This is a genomic window from Ruegeria sp. BF6, assembly GCF_056538665.1.
Window position 1 is genome coordinate 172,866 of the sequence record NZ_JBQFTN010000002.1, and the last position, 21,261, is coordinate 194,126.

General features: G+C 60.4%; 23 protein-coding genes. 11 read left to right on the forward strand and 12 right to left on the reverse strand.

Features of this window, described 5'->3' with window-relative positions:
• Positions 1-54: 54 nt before the first annotated feature.
• The 8 genes from ACR0IM_RS08835 to ACR0IM_RS08870 all read left to right on the forward strand — a co-directional run bounded on the left by ACR0IM_RS08835 (position 55) and on the right by ACR0IM_RS08870 (position 6,371).
• Positions 55-342, forward strand: a complete 288-nt coding sequence (locus ACR0IM_RS08835; protein ID WP_480681559.1) for a hypothetical protein — start codon at positions 55-57, stop codon at positions 340-342.
• Positions 343-638: 296 nt separating this feature from the next.
• Positions 639-1,052, forward strand: coding sequence for a hypothetical protein (locus ACR0IM_RS08840; RefSeq protein WP_480681560.1), 414 nt, complete (start codon positions 639-641; stop codon positions 1,050-1,052).
• Positions 989-1,969 (forward strand): biotin synthase BioB, encoded by a 981-nt coding sequence (gene bioB / locus ACR0IM_RS08845; protein ID WP_480641661.1) that lies wholly within the window; start codon positions 989-991, stop codon positions 1,967-1,969. Before ACR0IM_RS08840 ends, bioB begins: the two co-directional genes overlap by 64 nt.
• A complete protein-coding gene (locus ACR0IM_RS08850; protein ID WP_480591527.1) occupies positions 1,966-3,099 on the forward strand; it encodes an 8-amino-7-oxononanoate synthase in 1,134 nt (377 codons plus the stop codon). Before bioB ends, ACR0IM_RS08850 begins: the two co-directional genes overlap by 4 nt.
• Positions 3,096-3,716, forward strand: coding sequence for a dethiobiotin synthase (gene bioD / locus ACR0IM_RS08855; protein ID WP_480641659.1), 621 nt, complete (start codon positions 3,096-3,098; stop codon positions 3,714-3,716). Before ACR0IM_RS08850 ends, bioD begins: the two co-directional genes overlap by 4 nt.
• The gene (bioA, locus tag ACR0IM_RS08860; protein ID WP_480681561.1) at positions 3,713-4,999 is read left to right on the forward strand and encodes an adenosylmethionine--8-amino-7-oxononanoate transaminase; all 1,287 of its coding nucleotides are present in this window, start codon (positions 3,713-3,715) and stop codon (positions 4,997-4,999) included. Before bioD ends, bioA begins: the two co-directional genes overlap by 4 nt.
• Positions 4,996-5,616, forward strand: coding sequence for a pimeloyl-ACP methyl esterase BioG family protein (locus ACR0IM_RS08865; protein ID WP_480681563.1), 621 nt, complete (start codon positions 4,996-4,998; stop codon positions 5,614-5,616). The genes bioA and ACR0IM_RS08865 overlap by 4 nt, the downstream gene beginning before the upstream one ends.
• Complete coding sequence (locus tag ACR0IM_RS08870; protein WP_480681564.1) at positions 5,613-6,371, forward strand: methyltransferase domain-containing protein; 759 nt, start codon at positions 5,613-5,615, stop codon at positions 6,369-6,371. The genes ACR0IM_RS08865 and ACR0IM_RS08870 overlap by 4 nt, the downstream gene beginning before the upstream one ends.
• A 6-nt stretch (positions 6,372-6,377) precedes the next feature.
• On the opposite strand, the gene ACR0IM_RS08875 is transcribed toward ACR0IM_RS08870, so the two are convergent.
• Positions 6,378-6,986, reverse strand: coding sequence for a GntR family transcriptional regulator (locus tag ACR0IM_RS08875; protein ID WP_480681565.1), 609 nt, complete (start codon positions 6,984-6,986; stop codon positions 6,378-6,380).
• Positions 6,987-7,196: 210 nt separating this feature from the next.
• On the opposite strand from ACR0IM_RS08875, the gene ACR0IM_RS08880 reads away from it, so the two are divergent.
• Complete coding sequence (locus tag ACR0IM_RS08880) at positions 7,197-8,438, forward strand: acyl-CoA dehydrogenase family protein (protein ID WP_480681566.1); 1,242 nt, start codon at positions 7,197-7,199, stop codon at positions 8,436-8,438.
• A 4-nt stretch (positions 8,439-8,442) separates the two neighbouring features.
• On the opposite strand, the gene ACR0IM_RS08885 is transcribed toward ACR0IM_RS08880, so the two are convergent.
• The 3 genes from ACR0IM_RS08885 to ACR0IM_RS08895 all read right to left on the reverse strand — a co-directional run bounded on the left by ACR0IM_RS08885 (position 8,443) and on the right by ACR0IM_RS08895 (position 12,505).
• Entirely contained in the window at positions 8,443-9,222 is a 780-nt protein-coding gene (locus tag ACR0IM_RS08885; RefSeq protein WP_480681567.1) for a carnitinyl-CoA dehydratase, read from the reverse strand.
• 3 nt (positions 9,223-9,225) lie between these two features.
• Entirely contained in the window at positions 9,226-11,241 is a 2,016-nt protein-coding gene (locus ACR0IM_RS08890; protein WP_480641652.1) for an acetate--CoA ligase family protein, read from the reverse strand.
• Between the two features lie 103 nt (positions 11,242-11,344).
• Positions 11,345-12,505, reverse strand: a complete 1,161-nt coding sequence (locus ACR0IM_RS08895) for an acyl-CoA dehydrogenase family protein (RefSeq protein WP_480681568.1) — start codon at positions 12,503-12,505, stop codon at positions 11,345-11,347.
• Between the two features lie 98 nt (positions 12,506-12,603).
• Here ACR0IM_RS08895 and ACR0IM_RS08900 point away from each other — a divergent pair, with 98 nt between their 5' ends.
• Together ACR0IM_RS08900 and ACR0IM_RS08905 are read left to right on the forward strand one after the other, a co-directional pair.
• Positions 12,604-13,521 (forward strand): GlxA family transcriptional regulator, encoded by a 918-nt coding sequence (locus ACR0IM_RS08900; RefSeq protein WP_480681569.1) that lies wholly within the window; start codon positions 12,604-12,606, stop codon positions 13,519-13,521.
• A gap of 100 nt (positions 13,522-13,621) precedes the next feature.
• The gene (locus ACR0IM_RS08905; RefSeq protein WP_480641649.1) at positions 13,622-14,656 is read left to right on the forward strand and encodes an NADP-dependent oxidoreductase; all 1,035 of its coding nucleotides are present in this window, start codon (positions 13,622-13,624) and stop codon (positions 14,654-14,656) included.
• A gap of 67 nt (positions 14,657-14,723) precedes the next feature.
• On the opposite strand, the gene ACR0IM_RS08910 is transcribed toward ACR0IM_RS08905, so the two are convergent.
• The 8 genes from ACR0IM_RS08910 to napF are packed head-to-tail and all read right to left on the reverse strand — an operon-like array spanning position 14,724 to position 21,229.
• Positions 14,724-14,981: a hypothetical protein gene (locus tag ACR0IM_RS08910; protein WP_480591488.1), complete on the reverse strand. Its 258-nt coding sequence runs from the start codon at positions 14,979-14,981 to the stop codon at positions 14,724-14,726.
• Positions 14,982-14,993: 12 nt separating this feature from the next.
• Entirely contained in the window at positions 14,994-15,695 is a 702-nt protein-coding gene (locus tag ACR0IM_RS08915) for a NapC/NirT family cytochrome c (RefSeq protein WP_480591485.1), read from the reverse strand.
• A 29-nt stretch (positions 15,696-15,724) separates the two neighbouring features.
• The gene (locus ACR0IM_RS08920; protein WP_480591483.1) at positions 15,725-16,162 is read right to left on the reverse strand and encodes a nitrate reductase cytochrome c-type subunit; all 438 of its coding nucleotides are present in this window, start codon (positions 16,160-16,162) and stop codon (positions 15,725-15,727) included.
• Positions 16,163-16,174: 12 nt separating this feature from the next.
• Positions 16,175-17,092, reverse strand: coding sequence for a quinol dehydrogenase ferredoxin subunit NapH (napH, locus tag ACR0IM_RS08925; RefSeq protein ID WP_480681570.1), 918 nt, complete (start codon positions 17,090-17,092; stop codon positions 16,175-16,177).
• Positions 17,089-17,907: a ferredoxin-type protein NapG gene (gene napG / locus ACR0IM_RS08930; RefSeq protein ID WP_480681572.1), complete on the reverse strand. Its 819-nt coding sequence runs from the start codon at positions 17,905-17,907 to the stop codon at positions 17,089-17,091. Before napG ends, napH begins: the two co-directional genes overlap by 4 nt.
• Positions 17,908-17,934: 27 nt before the next feature.
• Positions 17,935-20,427 (reverse strand): nitrate reductase catalytic subunit NapA, encoded by a 2,493-nt coding sequence (gene napA / locus ACR0IM_RS08935; RefSeq protein WP_480681573.1) that lies wholly within the window; start codon positions 20,425-20,427, stop codon positions 17,935-17,937.
• The gene (locus ACR0IM_RS08940) at positions 20,424-20,717 is read right to left on the reverse strand and encodes a chaperone NapD (RefSeq protein ID WP_170326570.1); all 294 of its coding nucleotides are present in this window, start codon (positions 20,715-20,717) and stop codon (positions 20,424-20,426) included. Before ACR0IM_RS08940 ends, napA begins: the two co-directional genes overlap by 4 nt.
• Positions 20,714-21,229: a ferredoxin-type protein NapF gene (napF, locus tag ACR0IM_RS08945; protein WP_480641645.1), complete on the reverse strand. Its 516-nt coding sequence runs from the start codon at positions 21,227-21,229 to the stop codon at positions 20,714-20,716. Before napF ends, ACR0IM_RS08940 begins: the two co-directional genes overlap by 4 nt.
• Positions 21,230-21,261 lie beyond the last annotated feature (32 nt).

Here is a 21,261-nt window from a genome sequence, read left to right on the forward strand (position 1 = left end):
CTGGAAAATTCAGCGCGCGCGTCCATAGACGGCTTTCCGATCAAGCAGTCAACTGTGAGCGAAATCTCCAAAGGTAAGAACATCTCGGACAAGTTCTACAATGGCGCATTGCCCGCATGGCCGGGCAACCTATTGGGCGTCAACACTGCGCTGCAGATGGTCAAGATGGCTGTGGCGTCCGAGCAAAGCTATGACCCGGTGAACGGAATGGACTGGAGGCAGCTGATCTCCGAATTCACGCTGGGCGCGATGCCCTATATCAGGCGGTCGACAATTTTCTGGACGAGCAGCTGTGCGCCAACGACAAACCTTACAATGAAGGCAGGCAGTACACCGGAATAGATCACATCTGGGATGAGGCGTTCGGCTATTTCAGCACGGTTGCGCATTCGTCGACACTCTCGCCCGAGCAGAACTATGCCGGTATTGTCGAAACCAACTGGGAGAAAACACTGGCCGAGGCCACCTTCAATTATGCCGGTTCGGTCTACAGGGGCATCGACAAGATCAAATCTGGCGAGAACACCGGCAAGGCGCTGTGCAACTATTCCAAGCATTGGGGTGAGCTGAAGGGCTTCTTGATGGCGCTGCATTCGGGCAAGAACAACCTTGGGGCCACCGCGATTGACCTGAACTAGTTGATCGGTTTCGACCCGGCTATGCCCGAGGGCAAAACGGTTTCGGGCATTGATGCCGACGGTAACTTTGTTCGCGGCCGCGAGATGTCTCTGGATGACTATCAGGTCAACATGTTGAAAGTTCAGCAGCTTCTGATCGAAATATTCGGCATCGAAAACCGCACCAATGATGCAACCGCTAATCTGGCTGGACAGGGCGGAACAAGAGCGCGACCCCTTAGCCTAAACACCCTGCAACAGCCTTTGTCGTCGGGCGGTTCCGCGCCGACCAGGCAGTTAGCAGTTGAATTTTTCAGGTTTATCGATATTAGACAAGGCAGGCATGGAGTTTTGGACGAATTATCGATAAAATGGAAAACACCCCTCCCACATGGACCCGCGAGGCGGCGCAGGCCGTATATGATCTTCCTCTGATGGACCTGCTCTTTCGCGCGCAGACCGTGCATCGCGAGAATTTCGACCCCAACAAAATTCAGACCTCCAAGCTGCTGTCGATCAAGACGGGTGGCTGTGCCGAGGATTGTTCCTATTGTTCGCAATCGGCCCGGAACGGATCGAAGCTGTCGGCTTCGAAGCTGATCGAGGTTCAGCGCGTCCTGACCGAGGCCCGCAAGGCGAAAGATGGCGGCGCGACCCGGTTCTGTATGGGTGCGGCCTGGCGCGAGCCGAAAGACCGCGACATGGACGCGCTGGTGGCCATGGTCGAAGGGGTCCGCGAGATGGGCATGGAGACCTGCATGACGCTGGGCATGCTGGACGACAATCAGGTGTTTCGCCTGCGCGACGCAGGGCTGGACTATTACAACCACAACATCGACACGTCTGAGCGCTATTACCCCGAGGTCATCACCACCCGCACTTTTGCAGACCGCATCGACACGATGAACCGCGTCCAGGAAGCGGGGATCAAAGTGTGCTCAGGTGGTATCCTGGGAATGGGTGAAGAGATCGGCGACCGCGTCGATATGCTGGTCACCCTGGCCAATATGGGACCAGCGCCCGAATCCGTGCCGATCAACATGCTGATGCCACAGGAAGACACGCCGCTGGCCGATGCCATGCCGATCGACCCGATCGATTTTGTGCGTGTGATCGCAACCGCCCGAATCATGATGCCGAAATCCTATGTGCGCCTGTCCGCTGGCCGCAGCGACATGACCGAAGAGTTGCAGGCGATGTGCTTCTTCGCCGGTGCGAACTCGATTTTTGTTGGGGAAACGCTGCTGACCGCCGAGAACCCCGAAGAAGACACCGACGCAATCCTCTTTGCCAAGTTGGGGCTGCAGGCCGAAACCGTTGCCGGGCAAAGCTGTGCGGAAGCGGCTGAATGAAAGCATTGAGTCGCCTGAACTCGATGCTTGAAACGCTGGACGCCCGGCATCGACGCCGGTCGCTGGCCCCGAGGCGTGGGCTGGACTTCGCCTCGAACGACTATCTGGGTCTGGCGGACTCGCCGCTGCTGCACCGCGCTGCGCAAAAGGCGCTTGAGGGAGGTGTTCCGCTTGGATCAGGCGGATCGCGGTTGTTGCGCGGCAATCATCCTGAACATGAGGCGCTGGAGGAAGAGGCCGCAGCTTTTTTTGGTGCTGAGGCCGCCTTGTTCATGGGCGGTGGGTTTCAGGCCAATCAGGCGATATTCTCGACCTTGCCCGCGGCGGGGGATCTGATCCTGTATGACGATCTGGTCCATGCCAGCGCCCATGAAGGGCTTCGGACGGGTCGGGCCGAAACCCGGTCCTTTGCCCATAACAACGTGGTGGATGCCCGCCGCGTGCTGGCGGATTGGCAGGTCAGCGGCGGATCGGGGCAGGTCTGGATCGCTGTGGAAAGCGTCTACTCGATGGAGGGCGACATCGCGCCCTTGACCGCACTGTCCGACCTGGCCGCCGAACACGGGGCCATTCTGGTCGTGGATGAGGCCCATGCCACTGGCGTTTTTGGTCCGAACGGAAAAGGTCTGGCACATGGTCTGACGGCCGATGTTTTGACCTTGCACACATGTGGCAAAGGTCTGGGTGTTGCGGGCGGTCTGATCTGTGGGCCGCGGGTGATGATCGACGCGCTGATCAACCGTGCGCGGCCGTTCATCTTTGCAACCGCACCGTCGCCTTTCAACGCGGCCCTCGTGCGGGCGGTGCTGGGTCATCTGCAAGCCGATACCCGCCTGACCAACGCGGCAACCGCCCGGATGCACCACGCTCATGCCGAAGCGCGCCGGACGGGCGTGCCGCAGGACGTGCTGAACAGCCAGATCATTCCCGTCATTCTGGGCGATGAGGCTCGGACAATGCAGATGGCCGCAACCCTGCAGGCGCAGGGCTTTGACGTCCGGGGTATCCGCCCGCCGACAGTGCCGCGCGGCACCTCGCGGCTTCGTGTCTCGGTCACTGGCAATGTGACCAATGCCGATATCAGCGCCCTGTTCGAAGCGCTTGCCCAGCACCAAAGCGAGGCCGCATGAGCACCGTAATTGTTGTCGGCACAGATACCGGAATTGGCAAAACCGTCTTTGCGGCAGGTCTGACCGCCACCCTTGGTGCACGGTATTGGAAGCCGGTGCAATCGGGACTGGAGGATGCAACGGATTCGGAAACCGTCAAGGCTGTGACTGGGGCCGAGGTGTTGTCCGAGGCCTATCGCCTGAACATGCCCGCTTCGCCGCATTTGTCGGCTGAGGACATGGGGATCGAGATCGACCCGGACCGACTGACCTTGCCGCAGGTGTCCGGCCCTCTGGTGGTTGAAGGCGCGGGCGGGCTGATGGTTCCGCTGAACCGTCAGGTCTTTTTTCTCGACGTGATCGCGCAATGGCAGGCCCCGGTCATACTGGTGGCGCGCACTGCTCTGGGCACGATCAACCATACGATTCTGTCTCTGATGGCGCTGCGCAACGCCGGTTGCGATGTGATCGGCGTGGCATTTGTCGGCAACGCCGAGCCGGATGTCGAACAAACTATCGCCCAGATGGGCAATACCCGCCATCTGGGCCGATTGCCTTTTATCGACACCTTGTCCCGCGACACGCTGACTAACGCTTTCACCGCCATCGACGTCGACACAATCCGGAGCGCCCTGTGACCCCGCTTGAGTTTGACGCCCGCCACCTGTGGCACCCCTACACAAACGTGCTGAAGCCCGGCCCGATGCACCTGATCACCGGGGCCGAGGGTGTTTGGCTGACCGCTGAGGACGGGACGCAGATGATTGACGCGATGTCCTCGTGGTGGTGCGCGGTGCACGGGCACCGTCACCCGGCCATCATCGGGGCGATGCAGGCACAACTGGATCAGATGCCGCATGTGATGTTCGGTGGGTTGACTCATTCCCCTGCGATTGAGTTGGGGCGCAGGCTGATCGAACTTTTGCCCGACGGGCTAGACCGTATCTTCTACAGTGATAGCGGCTCGGTGGCCATCGAAGTGGCGCTGAAAATGGCGGTGCAATACCAGATGGCGCAGGACCGCAAGGGCCGCACGCAATTCGCGACCATTCGCGGCGGCTATCACGGCGACACCTGGAAAGCGATGAGTGTCTGCGACCCGGTCAACGGGATGCACGGGTTGTTCGCGGGGGCTTTGTCCGTCCAGCATTTCCTGCCCCGCCCGCAGATCGCCTTTGGTCAGGACTGGTCCGAGGATGGCGACCTGAACGGGTTGAATGCACTGGAAGACTTGCTGGAAACCAAGGCCGACCAAATCGCCGGACTGATCCTTGAGCCTGTCGTTCAGGGCGCGGGCGGGATGTATTTCTATCACCCGACATGGCTGCAGCGGGCGCATGAGCTATGCAAGGCGCATGACGTGCTGGTCATCTTCGATGAGATCGCCACTGGCTTTGGCCGCACCGGAGAGCTGTTTGCACTGCACCACGCCGGTGTCGTGCCGGATATCCTGTGTCTGGGCAAGGCGCTGACTGGCGGACATATAACGCTGGCCGCGACCGTCACGACCGAAACCGTCGCGCGCCGGATCGGGGAAAGTGAGGCCAGCGTCATGATGCACGGCCCGACATATATGGCCAACCCGCTGGCCTGCGCGGCGGCTGTCGCAAGTTTGGAGCAACTATCCATCCGGGATTGGCGGTCTGAAGTTGCCGGTATCGCCGACCAGATGGAACACGAACTGGCCCCTGCGTGCGGGTTGCCCGGGGTCTCGGATGTGCGTGTCTTGGGTGCCATTGGCGTCATCGAAATGGAGGGCTGGGTTGATCCGTCCCTTGCACACGGGCTGGCACCGGAAACCGGCGTCTGGCTGCGCCCCTTCGCGCGCAACATCTATTGCATGCCGCCCTTTATCATCTCTCCGGACGAGTTGAGCCGTGTGACATCGGCCATGGTGTCTCTGGCGAAGGGCGCGTCATGAAACAGCAATGGTTGTCCCGTTCAGGTACTCAAGAGGTGCTGTTGATCTTCGGGGGCTGGGCCCTCGGGCCCGGGCTCTTTCAGAACCTTTCAACCGATGCGGATGTCCTGTTCGTAGACGATTATGCCCGGTTGGACAGCCCGCTGAACGAGCTTGCGCAATATGATTGGGTTACCCTGATCGCCTTTTCTTTTGGTGTGGCGTCGGCGGTGCATTGGCTGACGCAGGCAGGACTTCAACCCGATCGATCGGTTGCGGTCAGTGGCACTCTGTCCCCAGCCGATACCGAGAACGGCATCGCGCCGGATATGATCCGTGCCACGGCGGATCAGCTGAACACCGCCAGTTTCGCCAAGTTCTGCCGCCGCGCAGGGCTCAAGTCTCCGGCGCCCGAGATCGATATCGTCACAGCGCAAGCCGAGCTTTATGCGGTAATCAAACGCGGCAATGCGCCGGACCACAGATTTGACCGGATCTGGATACCACAGCGGGATCGGATCATCCCCACCGGTGCGCAACACGCTGCATGGGCCGGGCAGCAGGATGTGGTTCGAACCGTTTCCGCGCCGCATGTCCCTTTTGCCGCTGGTCAAAGCTGGAAGGAGTGGATCGCATGAACGCCCAGTTGACCGAGCGTGTCCAGCGCAGTTTCAGCCGCAGTTTCCTGACCTATCATGACTCGGCGGGTCAGCAGGCTAAGATCGCGGATCGACTGGCGCAGGATTTGCGTGACGGTGGCGCACCGCAGTACTTCCCCTCGGCGTTGGAGTTTGGTTGCGGCACCGGTCACCTGACACAGCGGCTTTGTGAGCATTTCGCGTTCGATACGCTCACGGTCAACGACCTTTCGCCCGAGGCCAATGAGACGGCAGCCACCTTTGCGGCCGAGTTTTTGTGTGGGGATGCCGAAACCGTCGCATGGCCCGCACAGCCCAATCTGATCGCGTCGGCCTCTATGATCCAGTGGCTTCCAAATCCCACCCTGTTCCTGCGCCGCGCAGCGACGGCGCTGGCCCCCGGTGGTTGGCTGGCCATTTCGGGGTTTGGCCCGCAGCAATACCGCGAGTTGGTACAGGTCGGGTCGGCGGCGAAAGCGCCGGGTCTGTGCACACCGGGCACTCTGATCGCTGCTGTTGAGGGCATTTTGGATGTAGTCTCTGCGGGGGAAGTGGAACGGCAGATGCAGTTTTCTTCGCCGCGAAAAGTATTGGAACACCTGCGCCGAACCGGTGTAAACGGGCGGGCGCAGAAAACCTGGACCAAGTCCAGCCTGATGGCGTTCACCAATGACTATGTCCGGCAGTTCGAGGGTGAGTTCGGCGTTTCGCTGACCTATCACCCAACCTGGATCATTGCGCGCAAACCCGACTGAGCCAGCCTAGGCCAATCGTGTCAGGTGGCGCTGCATTACCGAATGGGCCTTGGCCGCGTCGCGATCCTTGATGGCGGCCAGAATGGCCGCATGATCCGGGTCTGAGCGCTGACGCCATTTGGCGGTGTGCAGATTGTTGAAATGCCACGTATACAGCACTTGCAGATTTCTGATCTCGGCGATCATGCGCGGCATGTTGCAGGCGGCGATGACGGCCATGTGAAAGCGCTGATTGGCGTCCTCCCAGTCATCGGCGGTGGTGGCACTGTCGCATTCTTCGTGAACCTGTTCAATCTGCGCGATCTGGTTGGTTGTCAGGTTGGGGACGGAATGCAGCAACGCGACCGGTTCCAGAGCGCGCCGCATCACCCGAAGCTCTTGTATGGCGTTCTGATCCATTGGCGCCACACACATCCCCCGGCGCGGTACGGCAACCGTCAACCCCTTTGAGGCAAGGTTCAAAAGAGCTTCGCGCACGGTTACCTGGCTGACCCCGAACTCTCGGGCAATCAGGTCCTGCCGCAGCTTTTCACCGGGCTTCAGTGCCCCCTGGACAATCCGCGTCGACAGCTTGTCGGCGATGTCGTCCGATTTCTTGATCTGCTGATCCGACACCTGACCTCCGGTTCGTTTTCGTACCCTCACAGACGCTTACCGTCATGCAGAGGGTTGAGCAACAGAGCTGTGAACGGGTGCGTTTTCGCGGAAACCGACGTGACCTCGCGGCACTTGCGGCTGAGGTCCTGCAAGCAGGTTTCACAATCGCCAATCGCACGGCTAGGGTACGAGGAACGGTCTGCCGCAACAGTCTGAAAAGGGAACACCATGGATTTTGCCCCATCGCCTCGTGCTGTGGAATTCCGCGACCAGCTGAAACGCTTTATGGAGGCGCATATTTATCCGCGCATCCGCGACCACAAGGAAGAGATCGAGGCAGGCGATTTCCCAGTCTCATTCATGGAGGATCTTAAGGCGCTTGCCCAGGCCGAAGGGTTGTGGAACCTGTTCCTGCCCTCCTTGCGCGACGACGAACCTGGCACACGGCTGACCAATCTGGAATACGCCCCTCTGGCCGAGTTGATGGGGCAGGTGACGTGGTCGTCCGAAGTGTTCAACTGTAGCGCGCCGGACACCGGCAACATGGAATTGCTGCACATGTTTGCCACGCCCGAACAGCGCGAGGAATGGCTGGTGCCGTTGCTCAATGGTGAAATCCGGTCGTCCTTTGCGATGACCGAGCCGGATGTAGCCAGCTCTGACGCGACCAATATCACCACCTCGATCCGGCGTGAGGGTGATGAGTATGTCATCAACGGCCGTAAGTGGTTCATCACCAATGCCTGTCATCCGAATACCAGAATGTTCATCGTCATGGGCAAGACCGATCCGAACGCGGACCGGCACAAGCAGCAGAGTATGGTGATCGTGCCCAAGGACACGCCCGGTCTTGAGATCGTGCGCAACCCCACGATCCTGAACATGCACGATCCCGAGGGCCATGCGGAACTGGTCTTCAAGGACGTTCGAGTACCCGCCAGCAATCTGCTGGGGGAAGAGGGCAGTGGTTTTGCTCTGGCGCAGGCGCGGCTGGGGCCGGGACGTATCCACCACTGTATGCGCTCGGTCGGCGCGGCCGAAATGGCTCTGTCGCTGATGGTCGAACGCGCGCAGGAGCGGAAGACCTTCGGCAAGCAGCTGTCAGAGCAGGGTGTGATCCGGGAATGGATCGCTAAATCGCGGCTTGAGATCGATCAGGCGCGGTTGCTGACCTTGCAGGCGGCGTGGAAGATTGATCAGGTCGGCGCCAAGGCCGCCCGGCGCGAGATTTCGCTGATCAAGGTGGTGGCGCCCAATGTACACGCCACGGTGACGGACCGTGCGATGCAGGTTTTCGGTGCCATGGGTATGACGCCGGATACGCCGCTGGCCGACAGCTTTACCTGGGCGCGGGCGCTGCGCTATGCGGATGGCCCGGATGAGGTGCATCTGCAGGCCATCGCAAAGCAAGAGCTGAAAGAGTCGAACTTCGGCATGTCCGCTCAGTGGCTGACACCGCCGAAGCGCTGACCTCTTACTTGCCCTTCCAGACCGGGTCGCGTTTTTCCGCAAAGGCGCGGGCGCCTTCCAGCTGGTCGTCGCTGGCGTAAAGCACGTCCACCGTGCGCAACTGGCGCTTGGTGATGCGGTTCATCGCGTCCTGAAACTTGCTGTCTTCTGCGTCGCGCACGACCTCTTTGATCGCGGCATAGACCAGCGGCGGTCCCGAGGCCAGCAGGCGGGCCAGTTCCCACGCGCGGTCCATCAGCTGATCGGCGGCGACAATTTCGTTCACCAGACCCCAGTGGTTTGCTTCCTCGGCATCAAACCAGCGGCCGGTCAGCAGCAGCTCCATCGCAATATGATAAGGGATGCGCTTAGGCAGCTTGACGCTGGCCGCATCTGCCACGGTGCCCGAGCGGATTTCCGGCAGGGCGAAAGTGGCATGTTCTGCGGCCAGGATCATGTCCGCCGAGATCGCCAGTTCCAGCCCGCCTCCGCAGGCGATGCCGTTGACCGCCGCAATCACCGGCTTGTTCAGATCGCGCAATTCCTGCAAGCCGCCGAAACCGCCGACGCCATAGTCGCCATCAACCGCGTCACCGTCTGCCGCGGCTTTCAGGTCCCAGCCGGGGCAAAAGAATTTCTCGCCCGCGCCGGTAAGGATGGCCACGCGCAGGTCAGGATCGTCGCGAAATTCGGCAAAGACTTCGCCCATTCTGCGGCTGGTGACCAGGTCAATGGCGTTGGCCTTGGGCCGGTCCAGCGTCACCTCAAGGATCGCCCCTTTGCGGCGGGTTTTGATCGGGTCCATATCTCAGGCCTTTCTGATGAGGGCATCCACCGCAACGGCCTTGTCGGGCGTGCAGAGGAGCGGGTTAATCTCGACCTCGCCAAGCGTGTCGGCGTTTTGCATGACATAGGCCTGAACGGCCTCTACGGCAGTGATGATCGCATCCATATCAGCCGCCGGTTGGCCGCGATAGCCTGCCAGCAGCGGTGCGATTTTCAGCTTGCCAAGGGCGGTGCGGATGTCATCGGGTATGCTGGGCACCAACAACGACGCGGTATCGCGCAGAACCTCAGTCAGCACACCGCCTGCACCCAGGGTGAGCACAAAACCGTGGGCCGGGTCGCGGACCACGCCGACCAGCAGCTCGGCAACGGTTCCGGTGATCATCTCTTCGACCAGAATCTCGTTGGTTCCTATATCGGCGGCAACATTTGCCACGTCGTCGGCCTGAACGCCCAGACGAACAGCAGAATGCTCGGATTTATGCGCAAGACCAACGCCTTTGACGGCGAAGGGCGCGTCCATTTCCTGTGCTGCGGTTTGGGCTTCCTCTGGGCTGCGCACCGTACGGTTTTGAGGGATGCGCAGGCCGCAATCGGCCAAAGCCTGTTTGGATTCGCCCTCGGTCAGGGTCCGGTTGGCCTCAGCAGTGCCCGGCAGCCAGACCGGATGCGTGGAGGGTGCCGCGACCTGAGCCGCAGCGCGGGTGGCGGCCAGAGCTTCGCGCAGGCCCATGAAGGGCACAACGCCCCCAGCCGTCAGCTCCTGCGCGAGGTCTTCGGGCAGCAGTTCCGGCAATGTCGCGGCAATCGCGAACCGCGCGCCGGTGTCGGCGCGGACTTTTAAGGCCGCACGCGAGGCGCAGGTCCAGTCGGTCGCGTCAGTTGTCGGATAGTCGACGATTGAGAAGGTCAGGTCGATATCGTCGCCGGTCATACCGGACCACGCTTTGGCCATCGCCTCTTCGTCACGCCAGATATAGGTGTGGTAATCCAGCGGGTTATTCAGCGCGACCATCGGCCCGAGCGCATCGCGCAGGCGGGCTTTCTTGTCGTCGGTCAGACGCGGGAAGGTCAGGCCGGTGCCTACGGCCATATCCGCGATCAGGCTGGCCTCGCCCCCCGAACAGCTGATCGAGGCGATGTTGCCGCCCGGCAGCGGCCCATAGCAATGCAACAGTTTCAGCGTTTCCAAGAAATCTGGCAGGGCCGACAGGCGCGGGATACCCAGACGTTCCAACAAGGCCTGCGCCCCGGCATCGCTGCCGGCCAGAGAGGCAGTATGCGATACGGTGGCGGCCTGCGCCTGTTCGGATGCGCCGACTTTGAGCGCCACCAGCGGGATGCCTTTGCCATGCGCCTTGGCGGCCAGCGCTTCCCATTCGCGAATGTCCTTGAAGCCTTCGATATGCAGACCCACGGCGGTTACACGCGGATCGTCGATCAGGGCCGAGGCGATCTCGGCCTGGCTGGTCTGCGCCATGTTCCCGCAGGTCACCATATAGGCAATCGGCAGGCCACGTTTCTGCATGGTCAGGTTGATCGAGATGTTCGAGCTTTGCGTCAGGATCGCAACGCCCTTGTCCACCGGGGTTGCCCCATGCTGGTCCGGCCACAGCAGCGCGCCGTCCAGCGCGTTGATGAAACCATAGCAGTTTGGTCCCAGAATGGGCATGTCACCGGCCGCCGCGATCAGTTGGTCTTGCAGGTCTCCGCCCGTGTCATCTTCGGCCACCGCCTCGGAAAAACCCGAGGCGAAACACACCGCGCCGCCCGCGCCCATGCTAGACAGGATATGAACGGCCTCGATCGTGGCTTGGCGGTTAATGCCGATGAACACGGCGTCGGGGGCTTCGGGCAGGTCTTCGAGGTGCCCATAGACCGAATGACCCGCGATTTCCGTGGCCTTGGGGTGCACCGGCCAGATTTGACCTGCGTAACCCATGCGTTCCGATTGCAGAATAACCTGTTGGCACCACGCGCCGCCCCCAACGACGGCAATGGTTTTCGGGCGCAGAAGCCGGGTAAGATCTTTGTTCATCGACAATCCTGATCGAGTCGTTGGAAATGCCCCCGGCGGCAAGCGGGTCAGGACAGGATGAGAGCGTAACCTGCCAGAACCCACTCGCCGCCGGGACGTGGACTTATGCGCCGAGGGGACGCAGAAGATCGCGGCTGATGATGTGACGCTGAATCTCGCTGGTGCCGTCCCAGATGCGCTCGACACGGGCATCGCGCCAGAAACGCTCGATCGGGAAGTCATCCATCAGGCCCATGCCACCATAGATCTGCAGCGTGGTATCGGTGACCCGCGCCAGCGTCTCGGAGGCGTACAGCTTGGCCGAGGCAATCTCGCGGTTCGAGGGCAGGTTCTGGTCCAGACGCCACGCGGCGGCCAGGGTCAGCCAATCGGCGGCGTCAATCTCGGTGATCATGTCGGCGATCTGAAAGCCGATGCCCTGGAATTTGCCGATGGGCTGACCGAACTGTTTGCGCTCGGCGGCATAGTGCAGAGCGTAGTCAAAGCAGCGGCGCGCACGACCGACCGAGAAGGCCGCAACCGTCAGACGGGTGGCATAGAGCCATTCGTTCATCACGGCAAAGCCGCCATCAACTTCACCCAAAACCTGTGCGTCGGGCAGGCGGCAATTGTCGAAATACAGGATATAGTTCTTGTAGCCCTTGTGGCTGACCGAGTTATAGCCCTCGCGCACTTCGAACCCCGGTGTTCCACGATCCACCAGAAAGGTGGTGATCCGTTTCTTTGGCCCTTTCGGGGTCTCATCAACGCCGGTGGCGATGAAGACGATGAAGAAATCCGCGTGCTCCGCGCCCGAGATGAAGTGTTTGGAGCCATTGACGACCCAGTCCCCGCCATCGCGCACGGCCTGACATTTCATGCCGCGCACATCCGAGCCCGCATCCGGCTCGGTCATCGCCAGCGCGTCCATTTTCTCGCCACGTACGGCGGGCAGCAGATAGCGTTCACGCTGCTCGTCGTTACAGGCCATCAGGATGTTCTGCGGACGGCCAAAGAAGTGCGTTAACGCCATCGATCCTCGGCCCAGTTCACGCTCGACCAGCGTGAAGTCGAGATGCGACAGACCGGCGCCGCCAACCTCTTCGGGGAAGTTGCAGGCGTAGAAGCCAAGGTCGATACACTTCTGCTTGATCTGTTCGCCCAACTCATGCGGGACGTGACCGGTGCGTTCAACCTCGGCTTCGTGCGGGTAGATTTCGTTTTCGACGAAGCTGCGAACAGTCGAAACGATCATTTCCTGTTCTTCTGACAGACCAAACTGCATGGCGCGTTTCCTTAGATAGGTGATTGACGCAGGAAACGGCATTGCGCTTTTATGCGGCATGCAGACTTAGCCCTGAATTGTGCAGAGTTGGAAAAAATTTGACCCGCCAGTATAACATTCTGCTGTTCGATGGGTTCTCGAACCACTGCTTGGCCAACATGGTCGAGCCGTTACGCGCCGCAAATACATTGGCGCGGCAGAGGCTGTATGCGTGGCACTTCTGCTCGATTGATAGAAGGCCGGTTGAAAGCTCCAGCGGTCTTGCCGTCACGCCGAATGGGGCATTGAGTGATCAGCGCGGAGACGTCTTGGTAGTCATGCCATCTTATGGTTTTCTCAAGTTGGAAACGCGTGACACCATTCGCGCAGTGCTGTCGGCTGCGGGAAAACACAAGCAGCTGGCGGGCCTGGACACCGGCAGCTGGCTGTTGGCCCGGGCGGGGTTGCTGAACGATCACAGGGCGACGATTCACTGGGATGAACTGGCCCGGTTCGAAGAGACCTTTCCCGCGGTCAACGCGGTCCAGGAGCGGTATGTCATCGACGGCAACCGGCTGACATGTTCCGGGGCGATGGCGGCGTTTGATCTCGCCTCGGCCCTAATTCGTCGAGATCACGGGCCGCTGTTGTCGATGGAGGTCGCGCATCTGCTGATGAGCCGGGGTGGTGCGGATCATTACACGCTGCCGCTCAAATCCGAGGACACTCTGGTCAACCGGGCGCTGACCTTGATGCAGGCAAACTTGGAAACACCTTTGACGATCAAGGACATTGCCCGCAAAAGCGGCTGCTCGCAAAAGCGGCTTGAAGGGCGGATTCAGGCCGAACTGAAGACCACGCCACAGGCGCTGTACCGGCGTCTGCGCCTGAATCTTGCACGTAAACTGGCGGAAGAAACGGAACAGTCCATCGCGGAAATCGCCGGTCGCTGCGGGTATGAGAACGCCAGCGCCATGACCCGGGCGTTCAAGGCGGAATTCGGTCAGACGCCAACAGCTTTCCGTAGCGGAGGTTGAGTCAGGGACAGGGTGTATTGCATTGCGAGCCCGAGAGCTTTCTGCACAGTGTCTAAGCAAACCCTGGTCGCAGGGCGAGACCAAACAAAGGAGACATGAAATGGCGCAATCCCCAGACGTCAACCGTCAGATCGTTTTGAACGAACGCCCCAGCGGCCAGCCGGACGAAAACACGCTGCGCATGGCCACGACCGAGGTTCCGAGCCCCGGACCGAATGAAATGCTGGTGCGCACTGTGTACCTGTCTCTGGACCCCTATATGCGTGGGCGTATGAACGATGCGAAATCATATGCAGAACCTGTTGCCATTGGCGGCGTCATGACCGCTCAGGTCGTGGGGCAGGTCGTGATTTCGAAATTGGATGGGTTTGAGGCCGGGGATTACGTCCTGTCCGGTAGCGGATGGCAGGATTATGCGATTTCTGACGGGACCGAAGTAATGAACCTTGGCAAATCTCCGCAAAACCCGTCCTGGGCTTTGGGTATCCTCGGGATGCCCGGCTACACCGCCTATGCTGGACTGTTGAAAATCGGTGAGCCGAAGCCGGGAGAAACTGTGGTGGTTGCAGCTGCTGCGGGTCCGGTCGGGGCGACTGTCGGGCAAATCGCAAAGCTCAAAGGATGCCGGGTTGTAGGTGTCGCGGGTGGTGCGGAAAAATGCGCGCATGTCGTTGAGAATTTGGGGTTTGACGCCTGTGTCGATCACAAGGCGCCGGATTTCGCCGAGCAGTTGCAACAGACCTGCCCGGACGGAATTGACGTCTATTTTGAAAATGTCGGCGGTAAGGTCTTGTATGGGGTGCTGCCGCTGCTGAACCCCTTTGCTCGGGTGCCGGTCTGCGGTGTCGTCGCCTGGTACAACCTGCCGGGATTGCCCGATGGGCCGGACATGGGCCCGGCAATCATGGGCACGCTGCTACGCATGAAGGTAAAAATGCAAGGCTTCATTATTTTCGACAGCTTCACACGAGCAGTTTATGAGGAATTCCGCCGTGACATGACCAGTTGGATCGCCGATGGATCGATCCAGTACAAAGAACACATGGTCGATGGCCTAGAAAATGCGCCGGATGCGCTGAACCAACTGCTCAGCGGCGGGAATTTCGGTAAAATGGTGGTCAATGTAGGGGCGTGACATCCACCCCCAGAAATATGTTCACCCGACGCCAAGCGCCGGGTGAACATTGAACAGGTCCGAAATTTTACGCTGTTGTGCCCTTGATGCGGATGGCTGAGCCCAGCGAACCCGCGCACAGACCGACGACAACCGCAATCAAAAGCTCAATCGTCTCGACATTGGCAAAGTTCCAATGGGCAAAGACAAGCGTTTCCATTACGCCGACTGCGCCACCCATCAGGCCGCCCAGCCACACACGCCGTGTCATCATTCCCAGCGCAAGGCCCAGAATACCTGGCAGGCTGATAATGTTGGCCCCGATAGTTCCCAGAAGTTCCAGCATATCTTGCCCCTCTTATTCCGCCTGATTGGTCAAGAATGACCGGATTTCAGCGCTGCCATCCGCCACCTGGTGCTGAAGCTTGCCCGAGGGCGCGCCGGCCAGTTCCTCGGTGATCTGCTGATAGGTCTCAAGGTAGTTCGGCGGCAGTGTGTGTGCGATGCCCTGGTGACAGTCGATGCAGGTCATGTTGTTGTCGATTGCGCGCTGGTGTTCAGACGCGGCACGGGTTTCCTGGATGGTAAAGTCCATGTAGTCGAAATTGTGACAGTTGCGGCATTCGCGGCTGTCTGACGCCTTCATCTTTTTCCAGACGGCCGAGGCCATGCTCAGCCGGTGCTCTTCGTATTTTTCAGGCGTGCTGATAGTGCCTGCCAGCTCGTGGTAGACGTCCTTGACGGCCATGATCTTGGCCTTGATCTTGTGGTTCCACTCATGCGGCACGTGGCAGTCGGAACAGATCGCGCGCACGCCCGAGTGGTTATTGTAATGGATCGTCTCGCGATACTCGCCCAGGTTGGTTTCCATCGTGTGGCACGAGGTACAGAATTCCTCAGTATTGGTCAGTTCCAGCGTCCAGTGGAACCCGCCCCAGAACAGGATACCGGCCAGAAATCCTGCCAAGATCAAAAAGCCCGAGCTGAACATGACAGCCGGTGTCCAGATTGCGTTCCAGATGCGGCCTATCCATCCGCGTTTTTCGGGGGAGTCTGCCATGTTGGTGCTCCTTTCAGACTTGCGTTGGATTAGTTGCCGGACGAGGGTTCAAAAACGTTGTCGACCAACGCAGGAGCATCCGCCTGAGGCACGTGGCACTGGTTGCAGAAATACCGGGTGCCTGCGACTTGGTCCAACTCGTTGCCGTCGCGATCCAGATAATGGGTCATCGACAGAGTCGGCGCGTTGCGGTCGCCGGCTTTGGTCCAGTCATGGCAGGAAAGGCATTGATTGGTGCGCACGTCGATCTGGTACTGCTCGACCGAATGCGGGATCAGTGGCGGTTGTTGACGATAGTTGCGCTGCATCCGCCCTTCGACATCCTTGTGGATCTGGTGCAGGGGGATGGGTTCATCCACCTCCGCCCCGCGCAGGGTTTCTACCTGGGCTGACTGGGCAAGGGCGAACCCGCTCAGGAGCAAAACGGGGATCAGGGTAATTCCGCCTGTCACGATTGATTTTTTCATCTTGGCACTCCCTTAGATAGGTCTGGCTTCGCGCGGCTCAGGCGCGGGAACTGGATCGGAAGGTGCGACGACGTGGTCGTCGAACCGGTGAGTAAATTTGAAGACATCGACGGCGCATACATCGATACAGCGACCGCAATTGGTGCAGTCCGGCGACAGGATCAGCGGTGTCGTGCTGGGCTTGCCCTTCAATGCGGGCGAAATGATCTGGTTTTCGGGGCAAACCGCATAGCAATCCATGCAGTCATCGCAGGCCGTCCGATTGGCGGCGCTGACACGCAGCAGGCTTTTGCTGCCGATCAGGCCATAGAAGGCGCCGACCGGGCAGATATGGCCGCACCAGCCGTGGCGCGCGACGACCAGGTCAAATACGAAGATCGCAGCAATCAGCGCCCAGACAAATCCGGCGCCGAAGATCAGCCCGCGGTGCAGCATGGTGATCGGGTTAACCAACTCCCACGCGATCACGCCGGTCAGGCCCGAGACGATCAGAACTGTCGCCAAAATCCAAAGACGGGTGTTGCGTTTTGGTTGCCAGCCTTTCGGCAAATCCAGCCGGCGGTGCAGCCAGTTTGCCGCGTCGGTCACCGGGTTGATCGGGCAGACCCAGGAACAATAGACGCGGCCGCCGATCAGCGCATAGGCGACCAGTACGATCACTCCACCAATCAGCGCTGTCAGTTCGGGCCAATGCCCGGCCACGATGCTCTGCAACAGAACCAGAGGATCGGTCAGAGGCAGCACGCCAAGGGTCAGCGATCCCGCAAGTGTGCCCTGTACGACCCAGATGCCGAACCAGGGGCCCAGCAGGAACAGGGCCAGAAAGAACAGCTGACTTGTTCGGCGTAGCAGCAAATAACGGTGCGCGCCGATCCAACCTTTGGTGGCCTTGGCCTCCTGTCCGACCGGCAGGTGGGTGCGGGCGCTCATTGTCCTACCCCCGGAAGATCATAGGTGGGAGCGAAACCACCCGGTGTGGCCAGATTGTCCGTGCCCGGCCCCGGCAGGCGGTCGGGCAGGTCGATGAGGCCGTCCACAAGCGGGCCGCCATGGGTCTCTTTTTCTTCCCAGCCTTTGCGGTAGTGGTCCGCACTGCTGCCGCGCGCCAGTCTTGTGGGCAGAACCTTGATCGCAGCTTCGGGCAGAACGCAGCTTTTTTCGCACATGCCGCAACCAGTACAACGATCTGCATGGACAGTCGGAATGAACATCGCATGGTGACCAGAGCGGTCATTGTGTGCGGTTTCCAACGTAATCGCCTCATCAATGACAGGGCAAACACGATAACAGACGTCGCAGCGCAGCCCGAGGAAGTTCAGGCAGTTCTCCTGGTCGACCAGAACCGCCACGCCCATTTCTGCGTCATCGATATTGTCCAGCCCCGGGTCCAGCGCACCGGTGGGGCAGGCGGCGACGCAAGGTATGTCGTCGCACATTTCACACGGCACGTCGCGCGCCGTGAAATAGGGCGTGCCAGTTGCAACGGCATCGGCCCCAAGTTCGGCCAGTTTCAAGGTGTCGTAAGGGCAGTCCCGCACGCATAGCCCACAGCGGATGCAGGCCGACAGGAACTCCTGTTCCGCCAACGCGCCGGGCGGGCGCAATGCCTCGGCCGGCAGCGCGCGGGCATCGCGGGCCAACCAGGCCAGCAACGACCCGGCGACCACGCAGCCGCCTGCCGCGCGTGCCGAATCCTGCAGGAATCGGCGCCGTTGCGGCGAGAGAGGAGTACCGGTCAGGGACATGGGGACTACCTTTGCGATCCTTCCCGGTTACGCGCGTTCGACTTTACACGCGCATTTCTTGAAGTCGGTTTCTTTCGACAGCGGGCAGGTTGCGTCCAGCGTCAGCTTGTTGGTCAGCTGATGCTCGTCGAACCACGGCATGAAGACCAGACCGCGCGGTGCCTTGTTGCGCCCGCGGGTCTCGACCCGGCTGGTGACCTCGCCGCGACGCGTCGACAGAACAATTTCCTGACCGCGCCGCAGACCCCGATCCTTGGCGTCCTGCGGGTGCATATAGACGACTGCGTTCGGGTAGGCGCGGTGCAGTTCCGGTACCCGGCGCGTCATCGAGCCTGAATGCCAGTGTTCCAGCACGCGACCGGTACACAGCCACAGATCGAATTCCTCATCCGGTTCTTCGGCGGCGGGCTCGTAGGGGGCAAAGATAATATTGGCTTTGCCGTCCTTCTTGCCATAGAACTTCACGCCTGCGCCTTCGGGCACATAGGGGTCATAGCCTTCGCGGAAGCGATAGAGCGTCTCTTTCCCGTCCACGACCGGCCAGCGCAGGCCGCGGGCTTCGTGATAGGTTTCGAACGGCGCCAGATCGTGCGCATGGCCGCGGCCGAACTCGGCATATTCCTCGAACAGGCCCTTCTGAACGTAATAGCCGAAATGCTCGGATTCGTCGTTGTCAAAGCCTTCGGCGGTCTCGGACAGGGGGTATTTGTCGATCGCACCATTGGCGAACAGCACCTCATACATGGTCTTGCCGCGGTGTTCTGGCATGGTGGCCAACAGTTCTTCGCCCCAGACTTCTTCTACGGTAAAGCGTTTCGAGAATTCCATGACCTGCCACAGGTCCGACTTGGCCTCGCCCGGTGCTTTGACCTGCTGCCGCCAGAACTGGGTGCGGCGTTCGGCGTTGCCATAGGCGCCTTCCTTTTCGACCCACATTGCGGTGGGCAGGATCAGGTCGGCGGAAACGGCTGTGACTGTCGGATAGGGGTCGGATACGGCGATGAAGTTTTCCGGGTTGCGATAGCCGGGATAGCCTTCTTCGTTGATGTTGGGCGCGGCCTGCATGTTGTTGGTGCACTGCACCCAATAGGCATTCAGGTCGCCATCTTTCAGTTTGCGGTGCTGCAGCACGGCGTGGAAGCCGGGCTTGGCCGGGATGGTGCCAGCGGGTACGTTCCAGGCGGTTTCGCAGATTTCACGGTGTTTGTCGTTCATCACGACCATGTCGGCGGGCAGACGGTGGGCAAAGGTGCCAACCTCACGCGCGGTGCCGCAGGCCGAGGGCTGACCGGTCAGCGAGAAGGGTGAGTTGCCCGGTTCCGAAATCTTACCGACAAGCAGGTGCACGTTGTACATCAGCGAGTTCACCCACGACCCGCGGGTGTGCTGGTTGAAGCCCATGGTCCACAGGCTCATGACCTTGCGGTTCGGGTCGGCATATTGCTTGGCCAGTTTTTCCAGCCGGTCGGCGGGCACGCCCGAAAGTTCTGCGGTGTATTCCAGTGTGTATGGCGCGACCGCTTCGGCATATTCTTCAAAGCTGATCGGTTCCATCTTGCCGACATTGGGGTTGGCGGCCTCTTGCTGCAGCGGGTGGCTGTCGCGCAGGCCATAACCGATATCGGTAGCGGTTTTGGTGATGTTGACGTGGTTATTGACGAACTCTTCGTTCACCGCGCCGGTCTGGATGATGTAGTTGGCGATATAGTTCAGGATCGCCAGGTCGGTCTGCGGGTTGAAGACCATGCCGTTGTCGGCCAACTCGAACGAGCGGTGTTCAAAGGTCGACAGTACATGCACCTCACATCCCGGTTTGGTCAGGCGGGTGTCTGTCAGGCGCGACCACAGGATCGGGTGCATCTCGGCCATGTTAGAGCCCCAGAGCACGAAGGTGTCCGCGTGCTCGAGGTCGTCATAGCAGCCCATCGGCTCGTCGATGCCGAAGGTGCGGATAAAGCCGACAACGGCCGAAGCCATGCAGTGGCGTGCGTTGGGGTCAATGTTGTTCGACCGGAACCCGGCCTTCATCATCTTGGCGGCGGCATAACCTTCCCAGACCGTCCATTGGCCAGAGCCGAACATGCCGACGCTGGTCGGGCCTTTCTTGGCCAGAGCCTCTTTCCATTTTGCGGCCATGACGTCGAAGGCTTCGTCCCAGCTGACTGGCTCGAATTCACCGTTCTTGTCGTAGACGCCGTTCGATTTACGCAGCAGCGGCGTCGTCAGGCGGTCCTTGCCGTACATGATTTTAGACAGGAAATAGCCCTTGATGCAGTTCAGGCCGCGGTTGACCGGCGCGTCCGGGTCGCCTTGGGTGGCCACAACACGGCCGTCCTTTGTGCCGACCAGAACCGAGCAACCTGTGCCGCAAAAGCGGCAGGCCGCCTTGTCCCAGCGGATATCGGGGGCCCCGGTTTGCGCATTGGCCTGACCGGTGGCCAGAGGGATGCCTGCGGCTGACGCAGTGGCAGCGGCCGCTGAGGCCTTGAGAAATGTCCGGCGAGATTCTGAAGTAGTCATAGCGTGAGCCTCCGGCTGGTGGTTTGGCTTGGGGCCTCGGGATGCGGAGCGCTTTCCGCGAGATCCTCGAAATGATGATAAGTCAGCGTCAGTGAAATCACTCCGGGGATCTGATGCAGATCCATGATGATCTCGGACGCAAGGCGGTCGGGTGTGTCTTCGACAACGATGACGAAACGGCCATCTTCTGCCTGGGCATGAACTTCGACGCCCGGCGTGTCCCGCATCGTTTGCGCGGCGGCGTCAGTCTGTTCTTGTGCGACATGTGCAAGGCAACCGCAGATATTCATTGAACCGTTTCCGTTTGAGTTATGGGCCGACGTTCAAACGCGACAGCATCGACAGGGCAGAGCGCCACGCAGGCACCGCATCCATTGCAGGTCTCAGCATCCAGTGCGGGTTCCGCCCGTCCGCCCAGTTGCAGCCTGAACCGGATGGCATTCTGCTCGCAATTGTCCTGACAGATGCGGCAGCTGACGCCGTTCATGGACAAGCACGAGGCATCCTGAATGGCTGCGCGCCAAGACCAGTCGGCCAGGCGTTCGATTTGCAGGGCATCCGTCGGACAGGCCTTGGCGCAATCGCCACAGAACGTACAGGGATCGCCGCCGGGCTGAAACACCGGAAAACCATCCTGGCCAATCGCAATCACGTTCTCGGGGCAGGCCTCGGCGCAGTCTCCGCATTTGGAGCACTGATCCACAAAGCCCGGCGCGGCCGAACCCGGCGGTCGAACAGTATTACTGTCCTCCCGGAACATGCTGGCGCTTAGAAACGCCCGGCGGCTCGTCATCTGGCTCATTCGGCTGGACTGTTCGCGTTTGATTCTTTTTC